The organism is Leclercia adecarboxylata (assembly GCF_023639785.1).
Taxonomy (GTDB): domain Bacteria; phylum Pseudomonadota; class Gammaproteobacteria; order Enterobacterales; family Enterobacteriaceae; genus Enterobacter; species Enterobacter adecarboxylatus_D.
This window is the reverse complement of sequence record NZ_CP098325.1, coordinates 4,009,145-4,029,416: the sequence shown is the minus strand read 5'-3', so window position 1 is coordinate 4,029,416 and position 20,272 is coordinate 4,009,145. Positions and strand designations below refer to the sequence as shown.

Below are 20,272 nucleotides of genomic sequence, written 5' to 3'. Positions count from 1 at the left end.
CATTTCGCATTCGTTACCTGAATAAATTCCTAAAAGCGCATCAAAAGTCTGGAAATCCCCTCCTGACGTTTTGTCTGCATTTACACCGGTTACTTTTTGACATATTTTGCACCTTTTTTGTACGCCAGTCTGAAAACGGACAAAAGGCATGGATGCTTTGAAGGTAAGGATGACCAGATTAACAGGGCTTTTTGCCACGCTCATTTTATGGCCGCTCGGCAGCGCCCATGCGGCATTTCTGTCGCCCGCGGACCGCAGTGCCGTTCAACAGCAACAGCAGCAGTTGCTGGATCAAAACCAGCGCCAGCGCGACGAGCTGGAGCGCAGCACGGTCTTACCCGAGGCGTCTTCATCCCCCAAACCGCCAGCCACCGCTGACGGCCCCTGTTTTGTCATCAACCAGATTGTGCTGGAAGGTGCCAGTGCGATGCCGGACGTTGCCGAAGGCCGACTCACCGCGCCGTGGCGCAACCAGTGCCTGAATATGGCCGACCTCAGCGCCCTGACGCACGCGGTCTCCGACTGGTATATCAGCCGGGGCTATATCACCAGCCGCGCCTTCCTTACCGAGCAGGATCTGAGCCGAGGCTCGCTGCATATCACGGTGCTGGAAGGCAAGCTCGAGCAGATCCGCCTGGAAGGCGTGCCGGAACGCACCCTGGATATGACCTTCCCGGGCCGGGTGGGTAAGATCCTCAACCTGCGCGATATCGAACAGGGGATGGAGCAGCTGAACCGGGTGCGTCAGACGCCGGTTCAGATAGAGATCCTCCCCGGCAACCGCCAGGGATACTCCATTGTTAACCTCACCGCTGCCCCGGAGTTCCCGCTTAATGGTTCGGTAAGCTTCGATAACAGCGGGCAAAAGAGTACCGGCACCGGCCAGCTCAGCGGCGCCCTTATCGGCAACAACCTGCTGGGGATCGCCGATAAATGGTTTATCAGCGGCGGGCGCAGCAGCGATTTTTCCAGCAGCAAGGATGCGCAGAATTTTGCCGCAGGCGTCAGCGTGCCTTACGGCTATGGCCTGCTCGATTACAGCTACAGCTGGAGCAACTACCTCAGCACCATCGACAACAATGGCTATCGCTGGCGCTCGACCGGCGATAACGAAACCCACCGGCTGAACGGCTCCTGGGTGCTGTTTCGCAACGGCGATATCAAGACCAGCGCCGCGGTGGGCCTGACCCACCGTATCAACCATAACTACCTCGACGATGTCCTGCTGGCCACCAGCAGCCGCAAGCTCACGAGCTTTGCGCTGGGCATCAACCACACGCAAAAACTCGCTGGCGGTGTGGCGACCCTTAACCCGACCTTCACCCAGGGCGTGCCGTGGCTGGGGGCTGAGGATGACAACGGCAAGCATGGCGATGTGCCAAAAGCGGAGTTTCGCAAATGGAGCCTGAACGCCAGCTATCAGCAGCCGCTGGCCGACCGGCTGTGGTGGCTCTCCAGCGTCTATTTTCAGTGGTCGCCCGACCGGCTCTACGGCAGCGAGCGCTTAACCCTGGGGGGCGAGACCTCGGTGCGCGGCTTTAAGGAGCAGTATCTTTCCGGCGATAACGGCGGCTACTGGCGTAACGAACTCAACTACTCGCTCATCACTCTGCCCTGGATCGGGCAGATCGGCGCCCTGGCGGCGCTGGACGGCGGCTGGCTGAAAAAAGACGGTTTCGACCGCTACGCCTCCGGCACCCTGTGGGGCGCGGCGGTAGGGTTAAACAGCGTGAACCGCCTCTTCTCGAGCCAGCTCACTGCGGGCACACCGCTTGCGTATCCGGACTGGCTGGGACCGGATCATCTGAATATTTACTACCGCGTGTCGGTGGCGTTTTAAGGGACAGGGATGATGGACAAGGAACAGGTTAATCTTTCTCAGCGTGTGCTGAGCACCTTACTGAGCGTGCTGCTCGCCACGCAGCCGATGCTGCCTGCCGTGGCGGCCACGCTGACGCCAACCGGCAATACCCGGCAGGATCAAGCCGCTAACGGCGTGCCGGTGGTCAATATCGCCACCCCGAATGCCGCAGGTATATCGCACAACAAATATCAGGATTACAACGTCGGCAAAGAGGGGCTGATCCTCAACAACGCCACCGGCAAGATGAATCAGACCCAGCTTGGCGGGCTGATTCAGGGCAACCCCAACCTGACGGCGGGCAGGGAAGCGACAGGCATTATCAACGAAGTCACCGGCACTAACCGGTCGCAGCTGCAGGGTTACACCGAAGTGGCGGGCAAAGCCGCCAACCTGATGGTCGCCAACCCCTACGGCATCACCTGTAACGGCTGCGGATTTATCAATACCCCTAATGCAACGCTGACCACCGGCAAACCGGTGCTCGACGCCAGCGGCAAACTGCAGGCGCTGGAGGTCAGCAAGGGCAGCATTCTCATTGAAGGCCAGGGCCTGGACGGAAGTCAGAGCGACGCGGTGTCGATCATCTCCCGCGCGACCGACATCAACGCCCAGCTGCACGCCAAATCCCTGACGGTGGTAGCCGGAGCCAACCGGGTCGCGGCCGACGGCAGCATCAGCGCCATGCCGGGCGAAGGCCCCGCGCCGAAAGTGGCGGTGGACACCGGGGCGCTGGGCGGGATGTACGCCAACCGTATTCGCCTGGTCTCCAGCGAAAAAGGGGTGGGCGTTAACCTCGGCAATCTGAATGCCCGCGAGGGGGATATTTCGCTGGATGCCAGCGGAAAGTTGTCGCTGCATAACAGCCTGGCCAGCGGTGCCATTACCGCGAAGGGCGAGAGTATGGCCCTGACCGGCGATCATAAAGCCGGGGGCGACATCACCCTCGACAGCCAGAGCGAGCTGGCGCTGAAGGATGGCTCGCTGAACAGCGACCGTGACCTCGTACTCAACGCGAAGGGTACGCTGTCGCACGGTAAGGCAAAACTGACCGCCGGGCGGGACGTCTCCCTCACGGCGCAACACCTCAGCCAGGACGCCCGCAGCGAAACGGATGCCGCCCGGCATATCAGCCTGAATGCCCGCGACAGCGCTACCCTCAATGGACGCATGACCACGGGGCAAAACCTGTCGCTCAATGCCAGCACCCTGACGCATAACGGCGAGCTGGTGGCGGGGAATACGCTCTCTCTCGATGCCGCCAGCCAGACGCTTAACGGGGCGATAAACGCCACCGGCGATCTCAGCGTGGCGGGACAGCAGATTACCACTACCGGGGCCTCGCAAATTCAGGGCCGTAATCTGAGCATCACCGCCAGACAGGCGGATCTGAAGGGGACGCAGGCCGCCAGAGAGGGCCTGACCGTCAATGCCAGCGAGACGTTATCCCACAGCGGCAAAAGCAGCGCGAACACCCTGACTCTTTCTGCGCCGACGCTGGAAAACAGCGGCGTCGCCATCGCCTCAGTGCTTAATACCCAGTCACAGACGCTTACCAACGCCGGACTATTGCAGGGCGATGCGTCACTGCTGCTGAATACCGGGGCGCTGGATAACCGGCACAGCGGCACCCTTTACAGCGCCGCGAATCTGGCCCTGAGCGTCCCGACTGTCACTAACCACGGCCTGATCGCCAGTGACGGTGCGCTGGACGTTGCGGCCACCGTCCTCGGCGGGGAAGGGCTGTTACAGGGCACCGATGCGCTGACCCTTTCCGGAAATACGCTTTCCCAGGGCGCGGCGGGACGCTGGCTGACCGCAGGCTCACTGGCGATCGCAGCCGGGCAGCTCGCCACCGCAGGCATCACCCAGGGGCATAATCTCAGCGTTGATGCCGGCGACTGGCAGCATGATGGCTCCGTGCTTGCGGCAGGCCAGTTTGATACCCGCTTAACCGGCGCCCTGCTGAACAACGGCGACCTGATGAGCCAGGGCAACCTGACGTTCCGCATCCCGCAGCTGACCAACAACGGGAATCTGCTCGCCACGGGCGACATGCTCCTGACAGGCGTGCAGCTCACCAACACGGCCACGCTGCAGGGGAATACCCTCAGCCTGAACGCCCGCGACAACATCGATAATGCCGGAACGGTTATCGGCCTGAACGGCCTGGGGCTGGAGACCTCTGACCTGAACAACCGGGGCGACCTGCTGAGCCAGCAGGCCCTGGGGGTTAATGCCCGGGACATCACCAATAGCGGCCGGTTGCAGGGGCAGAATATCGCCCTGGCAGGCACCCATCTTACCAACAGCGGCGCCATTCAGAGTGCGCTGGATCTGGCGCTGACCTTAAGCGGCGACATGGCCGCCGTCACCGGCAGCAAAATTACCGCCCTGAACAGTGCCCAAATTACCGCAAAAGCCCTCGATAGCCAGGGGCTGGTGAGCGCAAAAAACCTCACTATCGACGGAGACTCGCTCAGCAACAGCGGGGAGATCGGCGGCGTCAGCGGACTTAACCTGCACCTGAAAGGCGACCTGATGCAGGCAGGGAAAATGCTGAGCGGAGCGGGGCTGGCCGTCCGGGCGGGCGACATCCGCAACAGCGGCCAGATGCAGGGGGATAATACGCAGCTTGAGGCCCGGACGCTGATCAACGATGGACGCTTACAGGGCGATAGCGGCCTGACGCTGACGCTGCTGGATGCGCTGACGAACCAGACCAACGGCATCCTTCTCAGCCAGAACGCACTCAGCGTGACCGCCCCGGTGATAAGCAATACCGGTACGATCCAGGGGAACGGAAACACCACGCTTAGCGGTATCACACAGATCCGGAATAACGGCAACATCCTCTCCGGTAGCGACCTGATGCTCTCCACGGCGGATTACAACGGCGCGGGCTGGCTGCAGGCGACGAACCTGCTGATGAATGTGGCGAAACTCGCTAACAGCGGCACGATGATGGCGACGCAACGCGCCACCTATAGCGGCAACAGCCTGACCAACGGCGGCACCTTGCAGGCGACACAGCTGACGGTGAACGCGCAGACGCTGACCAACAGCGGCACCCTCCTTGGCAACAGCAGCCTGACGCTGAACAGTGACAGTATCAGCAACGATAGCGGGGACCTGTTCAGCGGCGGCGACCTGCTTGCCGAAGCGGCCTCCCTCAGCGGCGTGGGCCAGATTGTGGCGCTCGGCAACCTGACGCTTAAGCTGGTGAACAGCTGGACAGCGCTGGGGGTGGTGGCAGCAAACGACCAGCTGACCATTACCAGCCAGGGCGACATCAGCAACCAGAGCACCCTGCAGGGCAACGGCATTACGCTGAACGCCGCTGGCAAGGTGACCAATAACGGTCAAATCACGGCAGGGCGAGGCACAACTTCGCTCTCCGGCAGTCAGATCGCCATGAACAGCAGCGGCTCGCTGCAGGCAGGCGGCGATGTCAGCTTCTCCAGCCGGGGCGATATCACGCTCGACGGCTTTACCGGCACCGCCGGGAATATGGTGCTTACCGCCGCCGGGTCGGTGATCAACACCGCGCTGCTCTACGCCGGAAATAACCTGTCGCTGTTTGCCAGTCGTATCGAGAACCTGCGGGGCGATATGCTGGCGGGCGAAGATCTGGTGATGCAGAAGGATGCCAGCAAGGCGGCGAATACAGAGATCGTTAACGTATCGGGGAATATCGAAACCGCGAACGGTGATATCACCATTAAGACCGGGCATTTGCTGAATACGCGGGATGGGTTGACGACGAAAACAACTCAGATCGACGGTGCGCAAAGTATTCCGGGCATGGGTGACGAGACGATTAGAGTTGATATCAGTCAGCTTGCTGACGGTACTTACGGCATGACCAGCCGGGTGAAAGAAAGACAAATTGGTCCATGTAATCGTCTTGGGTCCTGTAGCTTTATCCACTGGAATCAATTCTATTACGTGATGTATGCCGATTCGGCAGAGCAGAAATTTATCAATAGCCAGACGCGAACTGACGTTACCAGCAATGGCGGCGCATCAAGGATTGCCTCCGGCAAAAATCTGACTATTAATGCCGGTTCACTGGAGAATTTTGCCAGCAATATTCTGGCAAATGGCGATGTCAGCCTGACAGGAAATACGCTCAACAACCAGAGCTGGCAGTCCGGTACGGTCACTGACTGGTTTGTCTATCAGTATGATTCACGTCGATATGGATATGCAGTCGAGCCGGGTGAACGTTATCCGACAGATGGAAACAACTATCGGGATGCCATGCCTGAGGACACGTCTATTGCTTTTACGCTTAAAGGACATGACTCAAGTAGAGAACTCGGCGAAATTTACCGCTCGGTAATTCAGGCAGGCGGTAACGTTTCAGCGAACTTCAGTAACGACATCAGCAACACCAACAGTACCGCCAACGCGGGAAAAATCAGCAACATCATCACAAAGCCGAACCTCAACACGCCTTCTGTGCAAAGCCTCGACGGCGGCGCAAACCAGCAGGCGCTTGCAGACGCCGGAACCCAGGCCATTACCGTTCCGGACTGGAAAGACAGTACTTCCAGCCAGACTATCGGCGGCGGCACTGGACTGGCACCTGGCGGCATCGACGGCAACTATCCCCTGCCTTCCGGCAACAATGGTTACTTTGTCACCTCTACCGATCCTGACAGTCCGTATCTCATCACCGTCAATCCGAAACTCGACGGGCTGGGACAGCTCGACCCCTCCCTGTTTGGTGACCTGTGGAAGCTACTTGGTATGAGTCCGGGCGCCGCGCCGCGTGAAACGGGCAGCCAGTATACCGACAGCAATCAGTTCCTGGGTTCCGCGTACATGCTCGACCGCCTGGGGCTGGATCCGGAGAAAAATTATCGCTTCCTGGGCGATGCCGCCTTTGATACGCGGTACGTCAGTAACTACGTACTGAACCAGACCGGAACCCGCTATATCAACGGATTAGGCTCCGATCTTGACCAGATGCGCTATCTGATGGACAAAGCCGCCGAAGCACAATCCTCGCTGGGGCTGACGTTCGGGGTGGCGCTGACGGCAGACCAGATAGCCACCCTCGACCACAGTCTTCTGTGGTGGGAGGCCGCCACCGTTAACGGCCAGACCGTGATGATACCGAAGGTGTATCTGTCCCCGAAGGACGTCACGGTGCAGAACGGCAGCGTGATTAGCGGGCGTAACGTACAGCTGGCAGGCGGCAGCATCACCAATAGCGGAAGTTCGCTGCTGGCGCAGACGGGGCTGTCCATCGACAGCAGCAACAGCATCCATAACCTTAACGCCGGGCTCATCAGCGCGGGCGGCGGACTCAATCTGAGCGCGCTGGGTGATATCAACAACATCGGCTCCACCATCAGCGGTAAAACGGTAGGGCTGGAGAGCGTCACGGGCAGCATTAACAACATTACCGAAACGCAGACGTGGAGTGTGGACGCGGGACGCGTGCGCTTAAGCGGTACGGATGTCGGCGTCACCTCTTCCATTGCCGCAGTGGACAGGCTGACGATGCGTGCCGGGCAGGATATCAACATCACCGGTGCCAATGTGGCGGCAGGTGGCAGCCTCGGCCTGGCGGCGGGCAACGATATCAATATCGCCGCCAATGAGATTAGCGAGAGCCGTTACGAGCGCAAAAACGCGACAACGGAGACGGCTTCCGTTACCCAACAGCGCAGCACGCTGACGGCAGGGGGCGATCTTACCCTGCTGGCCGGCAACGATCTCAACGCGCGCGCCGCAGGGATCGCCGCTGAAGGGGATGTCGGGATCCAGGCCGGTCGCGATGTGAACCTGCTGGCAGAGGCCAGCACCGAAAGCGTTCGCAGCAAAGCGAAAAAGAAAACCGCTATCGATGAGTCCGTGCGTCAGCAGGGCACGGAGATCGCAAGCGGCGGCAATACGTTCATTATCGCCGGGCGCGACATGAACGCGCAGGCGGCAGAGGTGACGGCGCAGGGCGATATCGCCGTGGCGGCGGGCCGGGATGTCAACCTGACCACGGCCACCGAGAGCGACTACCGCTACCGGGAAAAAACCAAAACCAGCAGCGGATTCCTGAGCAAAAAGACCACCCACACCATCCAGGAAGACAGCGCGACGCGGGAGAAAGGTTCCCTGCTGAGCGGCGATAATGTGACGGTGCAGGCGGGCAACAATTTGCTGATAAAAGGCTCGGCGGTGGCAGGCGACGGCGACGTCGCGCTGTCTGCGGGAAACAACGTCGACATCGTGGCGGCCACCAACACCGACACCGCCTGGCGCTTTAAGGAGACCAAGAAGTCCGGCCTGATGGGCACCGGCGGCATCGGTTTCACCATTGGCACCAGCAAATCCACCCACGACCTGCGCGAGCAGGGCACCACCCAGAGCGGGAGCTTCAGCACCGTCGGCTCGACGGGCGGGGACGTCAGCATCACGGCGGGCAGGCAGGCGCGCATTGCCGGGGCGGATATCATCGCGCAGCAGGATATGGCGGTTCGGGGCGACAGCGTGGTGATTGAGCCGGGCCACGACAGACGCACCCGCGATGAAAAATACGAGCAGAAGAGCAGCGGCCTGACGGTGGCCCTGTCCGGCACGGCGGGAAGCGCGCTGAACAGCGCGGTCACCACGGCGCGGGATGCGGCAAAGGAAAGCGACGACCGGCTGGCGGCCCTGAAGGCCACGAAGGCGGCATTGTCACTGGTGCAGTCCGACCAGGCAGTGGCGCTGGGCCAGGCGAAGGGTGCCTCTGACAGCGGTAACACCAACACGGTTGGCATCAACGCCTCGCTGGGGTCGCAGTCGTCAAAATCCTCATCGCATACCGCCAGTGAGACGGCAGCAGGCAGCAGCCTGAACGCGGGCAGCAACGTCACGATTAAGGCCACCGGGCGCGACATCACGGTGGCGGGCAGCAAGATTAAGGCCGGTAAGGACGTGACCCTTGATGCGGCGCGGGACATCAGCCTGTCAGCCTCGCAGGACACGCAGCAGACGACGGGAAAAAACAGCAGCAGCGGCGGCAGCGTGGGCGTCGGGCTGGGGGCGGGCTCCGGCGGGACGGGGCTCAGCATCTCGGCGAACGCGAACAGCAGCAAGGGGCACGAGAAGGGCAACGGCGTCCGGCAGAACGAGACCACGGTGGATGCGGGCAGTCAGCTCACGATTAACAGCGGGCGCGATACCACGCTTGCCGGGGCGCAGGTGAGCGGCGAAGCCGTGAAGGCGGATATCGGGCGCGACCTGACCATCGCCAGTACCCGGGACAGCGACCACTACAACAGCAGACAGAGCAGCGTCAGCGGCGGAGTGGGCTACACCTTCGGGGCAGGCGGTTTCTCGGGGAGCATCAGCGCCAGCCGGGACAAAATCGCCAGCGACTACGACTCGGTGCAGGAGCAGAGCGGGATTTTCGCCGGTAAAGGCGGCTTTGACGTGACGGTGGGGAACCACACTCAGCTGGACGGCGGGGTGATTGCCTCGACGGCGGACGCGGAGAAAAACCGTCTCGATACCGGCACGCTGGGCTTCAGCGATATCCACAACCGGGCGGACTTTAAGACCGAACACCAGGGGGCGGGGATCAGCTCCGGGGGCAATATCGGGCAGCAGTTTGCCGGGAACATGGCGAACGGCCTGATTGCCGGGCTGGGCAGCAGCGGGCACGCGGAAGGCATCACCCGGGCGGCGGTGAGCGAGGGGACCCTCACCGTCCGCGACCAGGCCAGCCAGCAGCAGGACGTGACGGCCCTGAGCCGGGACACAGAGCACGCCAACGGCAGCATCAGCCCGATCTTCGACAAGGAGAAGGAGCAGAAGCGGCTGCAGGCAGTACAGCTGATACTTGAAATTGGCGCGCAGGCGGCCGATATCGCCCGGACCCGGGGGGAGATAAATGGCCTGAATGCGGCCCGGGACAAGCTGGCGAAAGAGGGCAAACACGAGCCGGGACCGGGAGCCACAGAGAAGGATAAAGCTGACTATCAGAAGGCGCTGCGTGAGACGTCCGAATACAAAACGGCCATGGAGCAGTACGGCACGGGCGGCAGTATCCAGCGGGGTATCCAGGCGGCGACGGCGGCGCTGCAGGGGCTGGCAGGCGGGAATATGGCCGGGGCGCTGGCGGGCGCGGCGGCCCCGGAGCTGGCATACGTCATCGGCCATAAATCGGGTCTCAGTGAGGATGACGTCGCGGGCAAAGCCATTGCCCACGCCATTCTGGGCGGGGCGGTGGCCGCCCTGCAGGGCAACAGCGCGGCAGCAGGCGCTGCGGGCGGAGCAGCGGGTGAGCTGGCGGCGAAGGCCATCGCGGGCGTGCTCTATCCGGAGGTGAAAGACCCGTCGAAGCTGAGTGAAGAGCAGAAGCAGACGGTCAGCGCCCTGGCCACGATTTCGGCGGGAATGGCGGGTGGCCTGGCGGGTGACAGCACGGCGGGTGCGGCAGCGGGTGCCGGGGCCGGGAAGAATGCGGTTGAGAATAATCTTCTGGGCGGAAATGAAGATACCCAGGCGAAGTTCGTGCAGGAGCATGGCAAGAATATAGCCTCCTGTTCAACCAATCCGGGCGGCACCGCCTGCCAGAAAGGGCTGGCGATAAATGATGCGCTGATGGTGGCACTTCCGGCGGGTCTTGGCGGTGGAGTACTGGCAGCAGCAACGCCGGAAATAGCTGCAGCGGCTCAGGCTGCAATACAGGCCTGTGCGGGAAATGTTGTGCTGTGTCTGAACAGCGCCGGGATACAGGTATCAGAAGCTATCGTACCGGGTGGTGTTGGTGCTGGCGGTGCGGTAGGTATTGGTAAGACTGCGGCAGAGGCTGCAGCTGCGAAGACCGCGAATAATGCAGCCCATAACGCAACAAGTTATGCAGGGTTGAAGATGGACCTGAAAACAACTGAAGCGGCAAATGAGGTTGTGGAAAGTTTACGTAATACTGGGATGTTACCTCAGAATTATGTCGATAAAACGCAAGCTATGGTTAATGGCTGGAAGCCAGGGAAAGCATTAAATAATACAACCCCAGGCGGTCAGATTGGTGGGGATATATTTGAAAACTCAACGAATATATTACCTTCTTCACCAGGAAGAGTGTGGCGGGAAGCGGATATAGGACTAAATAATACCATGTCAAGGGGTAACCAACCGGGGACAAGGTTATTATATTCAGACGATGGTTTGCTTTATATCACTACAGACCATTATGAGACTGCAACTTCAATAGGTAAGTGGAAGTGAGTATGAGTGAAATAATTTTAGATGGGGTCAATATAAAAAATATGTCAGATTTTCATATTGTTATGTCTAAACTACTGGCTTTTGGGCCTTATTATGGTCGAAATCTAGATGCGTTATGGGATCGTCTGAGTACCGATGTTGAAAGGCCAGTCAAAATTATTTGGCTAGACTCTGAATTATCTAGAAAATGCCTTGGTGAGGACTTTGAAAAAATTATTCAAATCTTTGAGAAAACTAAGCAGCAGGATCTCAGATTTAACTGGGATGAAAAATTTGACTATGTCTTGAAATAACAGAAGTTCTCACATTCAGGTCCTCAATAAACTAATTCCCGGCCACCGCGCCGGGATCGTCTTTTTACCCGTCAGCCCTTAACCGGCTCGATCACCAGTCTTCCCTGTTCCACGCTGACGATGACCGGTGTGTTGGTGCTGAATACGGCGACGTCGCGGTGTCTGCGGGGAACAACGTCGACATCGTGGCGGCCACCAACACCGACACCGCCTGGCGCTTTAAGGAGACCAAGAAGTCCGGCCTGATGGGCACCGGCGGCATCGGTTTCACCATTGGCACCAGCAAATCCACCCACGACCTGCGCGAGCAGGGCACCACCCAGAGCGGGAGCTTCAGCACCGTCGGCTCGACGGGCGGGGACGTCAGCATCACGGCGGGCAGGCAGGCGCGCATTGCCGGGGCGGATATCATCGCGCAGCAGGATATGGCGGTTCGGGGCGACAGCGTGGTGATTGAGCCGGGCCACGACAGACGCACCCGCGATGAAAAATACGAGCAGAAGAGCAGCGGCCTGACGGTGGCCCTGTCCGGCACGGCGGGAAGCGCGCTGAACAGCGCGGTCACCACGGCGCGGGATGCGGCAAAGGAAAGCGACGACCGGCTGGCGGCCCTGAAGGCCACGAAGGCGGCATTGTCGGGCGTGCAGGCTGACCAGGGTGTGGCGCTGGCGAAGTCTGACGGGGACCCGAACAACGGGTTCGGGGTCAGCCTGTCCCTGTCGTCGCAGAAGTCGAAATCGGAGCAGCATGCGCAGAGCGATACCGTTGCAGGCAGCACGCTGAGTGCGGGCGGGAACCTGGCGCTCACCGCCACGGGCCAGGGCCAGGGTGAGCGCAGCGGCGATATCCTGATTGCCGGCAGCCAGCTGAAGGCCGGAGGGGATACCGCCCTGGCCGCCGCCAGTGACATTGTTCTGGGCGGCGCCGCGAATACCGAAAAAACGACCGGGAAAAACAGCAGCAGCGGCGGTAGCGTGGGGGTCAGCGTCGGCGGCGGGACCAGCGGCTACGGTATCGGCGTCTTCGCCAGCGTGAATACGGCGAACGGCAGGGAGAAGGGCAACGGCACCGCCTGGACGGAGACCACGCTGGACAGCGGCGGCACGGTCTCGGTGACCAGCGGACGCGATGTCATTCTGGACGGTGCCCAGGTGAGCGGTAACGCCATCGTGGCGGATATCGGGCGCGACCTGTGGATGCGCAGCCAGCAGGACAGCAACGATTATAAATCGAAGCAGAACAGCGTGGCGGCAGGGGGCAGCTTTAACTTCGGCAGCATGACCGGCTCGGCCTATATCAGCGCCAGCCAGGACAGAATGAACAGCACCTTTGACTCGGTGCAGGAGCAGACCGGGCTGTATGCCGGTGACGGCGGTTTCGACATCACGGTGGGCCGCCACACGCAGCTGGACGGGGCCGCGATAGCCTCCACGGCGGAGGCGGCTAAAAACCGTCTGGATACGGGCACCCTTGGGTTCAGGGATATCCATAACGAAGCCGACTATAAGGTCAGCCACAGCGGCATCAGCATGAGCGGCGGCGGCAGCTTCGGCGGCGACCAGTTCAAGGGCAATATGCCGGGCGGGATGATAGTGGCGGGCGGCGGCAGCGGCCATGCGGAAGGCACCACCCGGGCGGCGGTGAGCGAGGGGACCCTCACCGTCCGCGACCAGGCGAGTCAGCAACAGGACGTGGCGGCCCTGAGCCGGGACACGGAGCATGCGAACGGCAGCATCAGCCCCATCTTCGACAAGGAGAAGGAGCAGAAGCGGCTGCAGATGGTGGGCCTTATCGGCGAGATTGCCGGTCAGGCCATGGACATTGCCAGGACGCAGGGGGAGCTGGCCGGACGGGCCGCGGCCAAAGACCCGCAGGCGCTGGATGAAGCCCGCCGGCAGCTGACCCGGGAAGGGAAACCGGTGACGGATAAAGCCGTGGCAGAGCGGGCCTACGGGAACGCGATGGCGCAGTACGGCACCGGCAGCCCAGTCCAGCGGGGTATCCAGGCGGCGACGGCGGCACTGTCGGGGCTGGCAGGCGGGAATATGGCCGGGGCGCTGGCAGGTGCGGCGGCCCCGGAGCTGGCATATGTCATCGGCCATAAATCGGGTCTCCGTGAGGATGACGTCGCGGGCAAAGCCATTGCCCATGCCATTCTGGGCGGGGCGGTGGCCGCCCTGCAGGGCAACAGCGCGGCAGCAGGCGCTGCGGGCGGAGCAGCGGGTGAGCTGGCGGCGAATGCCATCGCGGGTATGCTGTATCCGGAGGTGAAAGACCCGTCCAAGCTGAGCGAGGAGCAGAAGCAGATGGTCAGCGCCCTGGCGACGATTTCAGCGGGGATGGCGGGCGGCCTGGCGGGAAACAGCACGGCGGGTGCGGCAGCGGGGGCCGGGGCCGGGAAGAATGCGGCTGAGAATAATGCGCTTAGTCCAGGTCATGATGACGAGGAGCTAGAGAAGGAGCACGGCAATCGTCTCCCCAAAATCTTCGATATTACTAAATCAGGAGCGCTGCTTGACGAAGATGGTAAACCAATCCCCGGAACTGCTGGTCTTGGAATGGGCGCAGTCCCGATTAGAAATGGTAATGGAATTGGTAAAGGGGCCCTGGAAGCAACTCGGTATATTGACGGGGTTAAGATTGTTGATCAAAAAACAGGCAAAACATTTCAAGGAAAAATAGATCTTGGGCCAACTTTAGCTCGTATAGAATCAGGTGGATCTTTCCCACACCGAAACGATGGTTCTGTTTTTCAAAATCGTTCGGGTGATTTGCCACAAAAACCAGCTGGATATTACACTGAATATGTGCATCCGACTAATGGTATCGCAGGGCCTGGGCCTCAGCGAATTGTTGTAGGAAAAGGTGGTGAAATGTTTTATACACCAGACCATTATAAGACCTTTATCCCAATCAAAAAATGAGGTTTCAAATGCTTCCATTCATGTTTACGGAAAAATTTCCAACATACGACACAGCAGAAGTTTTTGTAGTGCGAATAGACCCGAATATTGACCTTACAGATGAATTTTTGAGGTCATTGTATTATGTGTTGTGGTTTCCAGGATATTTTGGATTCAATTGGGATGCATTATATGACTGCTTGTGTGATCTTAGTTGGCTCCCATGCCGAAAAATTGTGCTTTTACATGATTCCCTACCCCAGATACCAAAATTGGATTTGGAAATTTACTTTGGAATTTTAAGGGATGCTGTGCTTGATTGGAAGAATAATGAGGAGCATGAATTGGAGGTCGTATTACTTAACTCTGATCGACATGCAATTGAGAAGTTACTTATAACTTCTTGAAAAGCTTGGGTCAAATGGGTCTTATGACGAAATTAAAGAATTGGGCGAACGTTTAAAAATAGTCTGGAACTATTGTTGGTTAACTTCGCCATTTATTACATTGGGTTTGAAGTGAGTATATTGGCGTTTATAACTCCACGTGATCCTATTGCTGATTATGATTTTGTGCTCATTAAAAATGAATACACCCAATTTATTAAGATGGCAAGTTAATTTCGTTTGAAAATTGGTTGCGGATGTAAATATATAAATCCGATAAATAACCAATAAAATATAACAATGAATAAAGGAAAGAAATGAGATAAATTAAGATGAGAAATATTATTTTTCTTATTGGTATTGCTGCTTTAGAATTTATAATTATCGGCAGTACGCCAGGACCTGTGGGTACAAAACGTTATCAGCCCTATACTGGAGATGATTCCGCAATTGTGCATGCTCAAATTACTAGTCGTCATCCCGGATTTTTTTATAACGATTCATTAAGTATGATGATTGTTTTAAAGAGGCTGAACTAATATGTGTCAGCAATAATTTTATGGATGGTGGCTTACATCATTTTATGGAAATCCATATTCAGGCCAATCAATATTGGGCAGTCTACGTGCTGGATAATTCTAGCGGGAAACAGGTAATAAGGAGAACCGCATTCATCTCTGAAACAGGAAAGCGTTATGTTGGAATTGATTATCGAGGCGTGGTTCAAATTCCACAGGGACTTAAAGTCTCTGACGAAGATAATTTAGATGAAATTTATGAAAAATATAAAGTAAACCAAGCTGTACACTGGAATTTGCGCAGCGGTCGATGCAAAACCTGGGTAGGAAAGCTTACAGATCCATTTATTCTCGTCGGAAGTTAAAGGCTTAGAATAACTCGCTCAGCGGTGACAGGGGTCGTGAAGCGGCAAAACAGGCTTCCGAATCCCTGAAAAATCAGGTTCGGGAAAAGCTGGGTGAAGGTACAACGTCTGCCATCGCGAACGCGATTATCAATGGACTTGCAGATACCGGTGATACGGCACTAGGTACAGCAGACTACGCAGCTGATGTGGCCATGGCACTAACTTCCTGTGCTGCGGGCGACAGCTACTGCAGCAAGGCCATGAGCGACCTGGCCGGGAAGAATCAGGCGGCGCTGGAAGCAACGGGCGGTCTGCTGGCAAGTATTATGTTGCCGGGTAAGAAATTGCCAAGTGCTGGAACTGCAATCGTCTCTGAGAGTGTTGCATTCAGCGCTAAACAGTTAGATAAGGAATTTAAACATGCTTCTGATTTTGGTGTGATAACTACTAAGAAAAATGGCGATACCATTGCTCAATATCAGACTGCCATCAAGTCACACCTAGATGATAAAACGACTTATGAACATGGGACGTATTTATTAGTTCCAGAATCAAAAGTGTTCTTCAATCCACAAACTAATAATGTTGTTGTGGTTGATAAATCGGGTAAATTTGTTAGCGAATGGAAACTTGATCCTCAAACAAAACAGTATGAAAACTTCATGAATAACGGTGGGTTAAGATGAGTCAGTCACTTAAAAAATACATTGATAGTTTTCTTGATAAGGATATATCCGCTGGCAGCTTTGCTGACAACTATATGATGAAATGGAAAGCTGAGCGTGATAATAACCTACTTGGAAAGGATGAAGATAACCTAAGTGAATTATTATCCAGCGTTTTTTGTGTGGCAGATATGTATAACCCTGATGATGATCGTGAAGAATATGAATTTTATGATGAGCAGCTACGAAAGGAAATAAATAAGCTCATGGATATTTATACTAATAATTAAAAAGGATCCCGGCCATAGCGCCGGGATCGTTTTATCAGATCTTACCCGCAGTGCCCGCTCCCGCGCTTGATCGCAGGCTGATCGCCAGTGTCGTTCAGCGCACCGGGGAACGCCTTAAGCCACTGGTTCATCTTTGGCACGTTAACACCGACAACGCTTAAGCCCTCGGCACAGCCCCACAGCTCACGGGTGTTCTGGGTGGTGATAACGATACAGTCCGAGTTGCACATGTTCTGGCAGTGGCAGAGAAAGAAAAGCCTGGCACTATACGTTTGGTGCAGGCACGGCCTCCGGCAGTATCAATGCCAGCCGGGACAAAATCGCCAGCGACTACGACTCGGTGCAGGAGCAGAGCGGGATTTTCGCCGGGAAGGGCGGCTTTGACGTGACGGTGGGGAACCACACTCAGCTGGACGGCGGGGTGATTGCCTCGACGGCGGACGCGGAGAAAAACCGTCTCGATACCGGCACGCTGGGCTTCAGCGATATCCACAACCGGGCGGACTTTAAGACCGAACACCAGGGCGCGGGCATCAGCTCCGGGGGCAATATCGGGCAGCAGTTTGCCGGGAACATGGCGAACGGCCTGATTGCCGGGCTGGGTAACAGCGGTCATGCGGAAGGCATCACCCGGGCGGCGGTGAGCGAGGGGACGATCACCGTCCGCGATACGGCAAACCAGCAGCAGGACGTGGCGGACCTGAGCCGGGACACGGAGCATGCCAACGGCAGCATCAGCCCCATCTTCGACAAGGAGAAGGAGCAGAAGCGGCTGCAGGCAGTACAGCTGATACTTGAAATTGGCGCGTAGGCGGCCGATATCGCCCGGACCCGGGGGGAGATAAATGGCCTGAATGCGGCCCGGGACAAGCTGGCGAAAGAGGGCAGACACGAGCCGGGACCGGGAGCCACAGAGAAGGATAAAGCTGACTATCAGAAGGCGCTGCGTGAGACGTCCGAATATAAGACGGCCACGGAGAAGTATGGCACCGGCGGCAGTATCCAGCGGGGTATCCAGGCGGCGACGGCGGCGCTGCAGGGTCTTGCGGGCGGGAATATGGCCGGGGCGCTGGCGGGCGCGGCGGCCCCGGAGCTGGCATACGTCATCGGCCATAAATCGGGTCTCAGTGAGGATGACGTCGCGGGCAAAGCCATTGCCCACGCCATTCTGGGCGGGGCGGTGGCCGCCCTGCAGGGCAACAGCGCGGCAGCAGGCGCTGCGGGCGGAGCAGCGGGTGAGCTTGCAGCGAAGGCCATCGCGGGTATGCTGTATCCAGAGGTAAAAGACCCGTCGAAGCTGAGCGAGGAGCAGAAGCAGACGGTCAGCGCCCTGGCGACGATTTCAGCGGGGATGGCGGGGGGCCTGGCGGGTGACAGCACGGCGGGTGCGGCAGCGGGCGCGGGGGCCGGGAAGAATGCGGCTGAGAATAATGCGCTGAGTCTGCCGAAAGGGATGACGGAAACCGGACAGGCAGCTACATCCTGGGTGAAATATGCCCAGGACAACAACCTTTCGCCGGAGCAGGTTCAGGCTGGATTACAGGATATTGTGCATGGTGATTTGCCGGAAAGCGCAGACATTATCAAAGCCATCCTGAGTAATAACCCTGGTTCGGATACGGTAATGGCTCTGCTGACAGCGGAAGAAGCGAAGGACTACGCGCTGGCGCTGTTGACGTCGATCCCGGCAGAAAAAGTATTATCATTGGCAGGTAAAGCCGCGAAGGTTATTGATAACAAAATCCTGATTAGTGCGGCGGAGAAGATATCGACGGCGAAGCCGGGCCAGCAATTTACAGCGCCGAGGGATCTGAATGAGCAAATGTTCTGGAAACAGGTCGAATCAAACCCTTCACAAGGCAATAAGTTGCGGGATATGAATAATGACCCGAGGTTTCCTACTTCTGCTGGATTCCAGAAAATGGAGGCGACACACTATCTGCCTGATGGTTCTTCAATATCAGTACATTACCAGTACAATTTTAATACTGGTAAAGCATATGATATGAAAATTGTTACCCCACAGCAGAATCCATTACAGCCGAGTCCTTCAATAACTGATGAGGTAAGAAAATGAAGATAAGAGATCATAGAGATCCCTTAGGTAGGGTTGTTGATGTTTTTAGCATTTACTGGTTTGGCGATGAGACATATTTTTATGGGCTCCCAAAAGGATATGGTGGGCTGATGTCATATAGGGCTACTCAGGTGACAATAATCAACCCTGAAATAAATTTTAATTCCATATATTTCAAAGAAAGCATTCATCATTGGGCACTGATAAAAGAAAAGTTGCTGGACGATCTTCTTGAACTGGATGAAACGGCCTATAAACGCTTCCTCGAAATCGTGAAAGCTGAAGGTCTGGTAGATCCTGATTTTTATTAACTGTAGAAGATCCCGGCCACCGTGCCGGGATCTTTGTTTTACCCGTCAGCCCTCGACCGGCTCGATCACCAGTCTTCCCTGTTCCACGCTGACCATGACCGGCGTGTCGGTGCTGAATCCTGCCTCTCCCAGCCAGTTACCGTTCAGGTACAGGCCAGGGCTGCGGGCATACCAGTTGGTCATACATATACAGGCTCTTAACAGCACTGGATAAAATAGAACGTTGGAAGCAAAACCGCATTTTGGACGTTGGGTCAGGCTGGCGGCTCTCAAGGCCACGAAGGCGGCGTTATGCCTGGTGCAGTCCGACCAGCAGCCCTGGCTTGAACTCAAAATCCTTAACGCGCTGGCGTTAGCCCGGTGGGAAGAAGAGGGACGTTGTGCAAACCGGAAAGCGCTTTGGCCTCAGATTATAAACAGGATACTTCCCGGCTTTTGGAGGGTCTCTTTAACCTGCTGAATAGCAAGAAAAGTCTCAAACCCCAATATAATCTTAAAAAACCCTTACCACCCGGTAATTAACTCTCTTATCTGTCATAATAAATACCGCAATAGCCGTTTTTAGCTGTCCTTAAAAATAATTGAAAAATATCCACTGTGAGTAGGTTGGAAAAACCGGCCTCTTATCGTTTGCTACGCAAAAATAAAGTCAGTCAGGAAGGGTAATTATATTTTAATTGCCTGGTTTATTATTATAAGGAAATTTAAATAGCATGATAACAAAAGGAATAGTCACTTCACTGTGCTTCAGCGCGTTATTACTGGCGGGCTGTGCAACAGAATCCTCCCGTTCCGTAGAGGTGGCGAAAGTCGCCACCTATGACACCTCGTGGCAGGGGCAGCGCAGCCCGATATCGGTCGGGAAGTTCGATAACCGCTCCAGCTATATGAATGGCATCTTTTCGGATGGCGTCGACCGTCTGGGTAATCAGTCAAAAACCATTTTGATCACCCATCTGCAGCAAACTGGCCGCTTCAATGTGCTGGATCGCGCCAACATGGAAGAGATTAAAAACGAGTCCGGCATTAGCGGAAAGCGTCAGCAGCTGAAAGGGGCGGCGTACGTTATCACCGGTGACGTAACAGAGTTTGGTCGCAAAGAGACCGGCGACAGGGCGCTGTTTGGCATTCTGGGGCGCGGCAAGTCGCAGGTGGCGTATGCCAAAGTGGCGCTCAACGTGGTCAACGTCAGCACCTCTGAAGTGGTTTATTCATCCCAGGGAGCGGGTGAATACACGCTGTCTAACCGTGAAGTACTCGGCTTTGGCGGCACGGCCAGTTACGACGCCACGCTGAACGGCAAAGTTCTGGATCTCGCGATCCGCGAAGCGGTTAATAACCTGGTTGCCGGTACTGAAAACGGTAGCTGGAACCCGTCAAATACACATTAAAAGGA

General features: G+C 57.0%; 13 protein-coding genes and 3 pseudogenes. 14 read left to right on the top strand and 2 right to left on the bottom strand.

The annotated features are described in order from the left end of the window. The first annotated feature begins 169 nt into the window (after nt 1-169). The 11 genes and pseudogenes from NB069_RS18965 (at nt 170) to NB069_RS18920 (ending at nt 16,488) form a co-directional block, all read left to right on the top strand. The gene (locus NB069_RS18965; RefSeq protein ID WP_250586088.1) at nt 170-1,840 is read left to right on the top strand and encodes a ShlB/FhaC/HecB family hemolysin secretion/activation protein; all 1,671 of its coding nucleotides are present in this window, start codon (nt 170-172) and stop codon (nt 1,838-1,840) included. Between the two features lie 12 nt (nt 1,841-1,852). Then, on the top strand, nt 1,853-11,086 hold the full coding sequence (locus tag NB069_RS18960; RefSeq protein WP_284677030.1) for a hemagglutinin repeat-containing protein: 9,234 nt from the start codon (nt 1,853-1,855) through the stop codon (nt 11,084-11,086). Between the two features lie 2 nt (nt 11,087-11,088). After that, complete coding sequence (locus tag NB069_RS18955) at nt 11,089-11,379, top strand: barstar family protein (RefSeq protein WP_250586084.1); 291 nt, start codon at nt 11,089-11,091, stop codon at nt 11,377-11,379. A 149-nt stretch (nt 11,380-11,528) separates the two neighbouring features. After that, nucleotides 11,529-13,248, top strand: a pseudogene (locus tag NB069_RS18950) (hemagglutinin repeat-containing protein); the annotation flags it as partial. A gap of 98 nt (nt 13,249-13,346) precedes the next feature. Beyond that, a pseudogene (locus NB069_RS22640) lies at nt 13,347-13,808 on the top strand (VENN motif pre-toxin domain-containing protein); the annotation flags it as partial. A 129-nt stretch (nt 13,809-13,937) separates the two neighbouring features. Next, the gene (locus tag NB069_RS18945) at nt 13,938-14,303 is read left to right on the top strand and encodes a ribonuclease domain-containing protein (RefSeq protein WP_250589544.1); all 366 of its coding nucleotides are present in this window, start codon (nt 13,938-13,940) and stop codon (nt 14,301-14,303) included. Next, nucleotides 14,300-14,689 (top strand): barstar family protein, encoded by a 390-nt coding sequence (locus NB069_RS18940; protein WP_350223398.1) that lies wholly within the window; start codon nt 14,300-14,302, stop codon nt 14,687-14,689. The genes NB069_RS18945 and NB069_RS18940 overlap by 4 nt, the downstream gene beginning before the upstream one ends. 311 nt (nt 14,690-15,000) lie before the next feature. Then, on the top strand, nt 15,001-15,207 hold the full coding sequence (locus NB069_RS18935; RefSeq protein ID WP_250586082.1) for a hypothetical protein: 207 nt from the start codon (nt 15,001-15,003) through the stop codon (nt 15,205-15,207). Nucleotides 15,208-15,227: 20 nt separating this feature from the next. Continuing rightward, complete coding sequence (locus tag NB069_RS18930; RefSeq protein WP_250586080.1) at nt 15,228-15,551, top strand: hypothetical protein; 324 nt, start codon at nt 15,228-15,230, stop codon at nt 15,549-15,551. Between the two features lie 194 nt (nt 15,552-15,745). Further along, nucleotides 15,746-16,219 (top strand): colicin D domain-containing protein, encoded by a 474-nt coding sequence (locus NB069_RS18925; RefSeq protein ID WP_250586078.1) that lies wholly within the window; start codon nt 15,746-15,748, stop codon nt 16,217-16,219. Further along, nucleotides 16,216-16,488, top strand: a complete 273-nt coding sequence (locus NB069_RS18920) for a colicin immunity domain-containing protein (protein WP_250586077.1) — start codon at nt 16,216-16,218, stop codon at nt 16,486-16,488. Before NB069_RS18925 ends, NB069_RS18920 begins: the two co-directional genes overlap by 4 nt. A gap of 41 nt (nt 16,489-16,529) precedes the next feature. On the opposite strand, the gene NB069_RS18915 is transcribed toward NB069_RS18920, so the two are convergent. After that, the gene (locus NB069_RS18915; RefSeq protein WP_250589565.1) at nt 16,530-16,718 is read right to left on the bottom strand and encodes a hypothetical protein; all 189 of its coding nucleotides are present in this window, start codon (nt 16,716-16,718) and stop codon (nt 16,530-16,532) included. Between the two features lie 35 nt (nt 16,719-16,753). On the opposite strand from NB069_RS18915, the pseudogene NB069_RS18910 reads away from it, so the two are divergent. Then, nucleotides 16,754-17,929, top strand: a pseudogene (locus NB069_RS18910) (VENN motif pre-toxin domain-containing protein); the annotation flags it as partial. Nucleotides 17,930-18,561: 632 nt separating this feature from the next. Next, nucleotides 18,562-18,876, top strand: coding sequence for a hypothetical protein (locus NB069_RS18905; protein ID WP_250586075.1), 315 nt, complete (start codon nt 18,562-18,564; stop codon nt 18,874-18,876). A 45-nt stretch (nt 18,877-18,921) separates the two neighbouring features. On the opposite strand, the gene NB069_RS18900 is transcribed toward NB069_RS18905, so the two are convergent. Continuing rightward, a complete protein-coding gene (locus NB069_RS18900) occupies nt 18,922-19,059 on the bottom strand; it encodes a SymE family type I addiction module toxin (RefSeq protein WP_250586073.1) in 138 nt (45 codons plus the stop codon). A gap of 530 nt (nt 19,060-19,589) precedes the next feature. Here NB069_RS18900 and NB069_RS18895 point away from each other — a divergent pair. Further along, a complete protein-coding gene (locus tag NB069_RS18895) occupies nt 19,590-20,267 on the top strand; it encodes a CsgG/HfaB family protein (protein ID WP_250586071.1) in 678 nt (225 codons plus the stop codon). Nucleotides 20,268-20,272 lie beyond the last annotated feature (5 nt).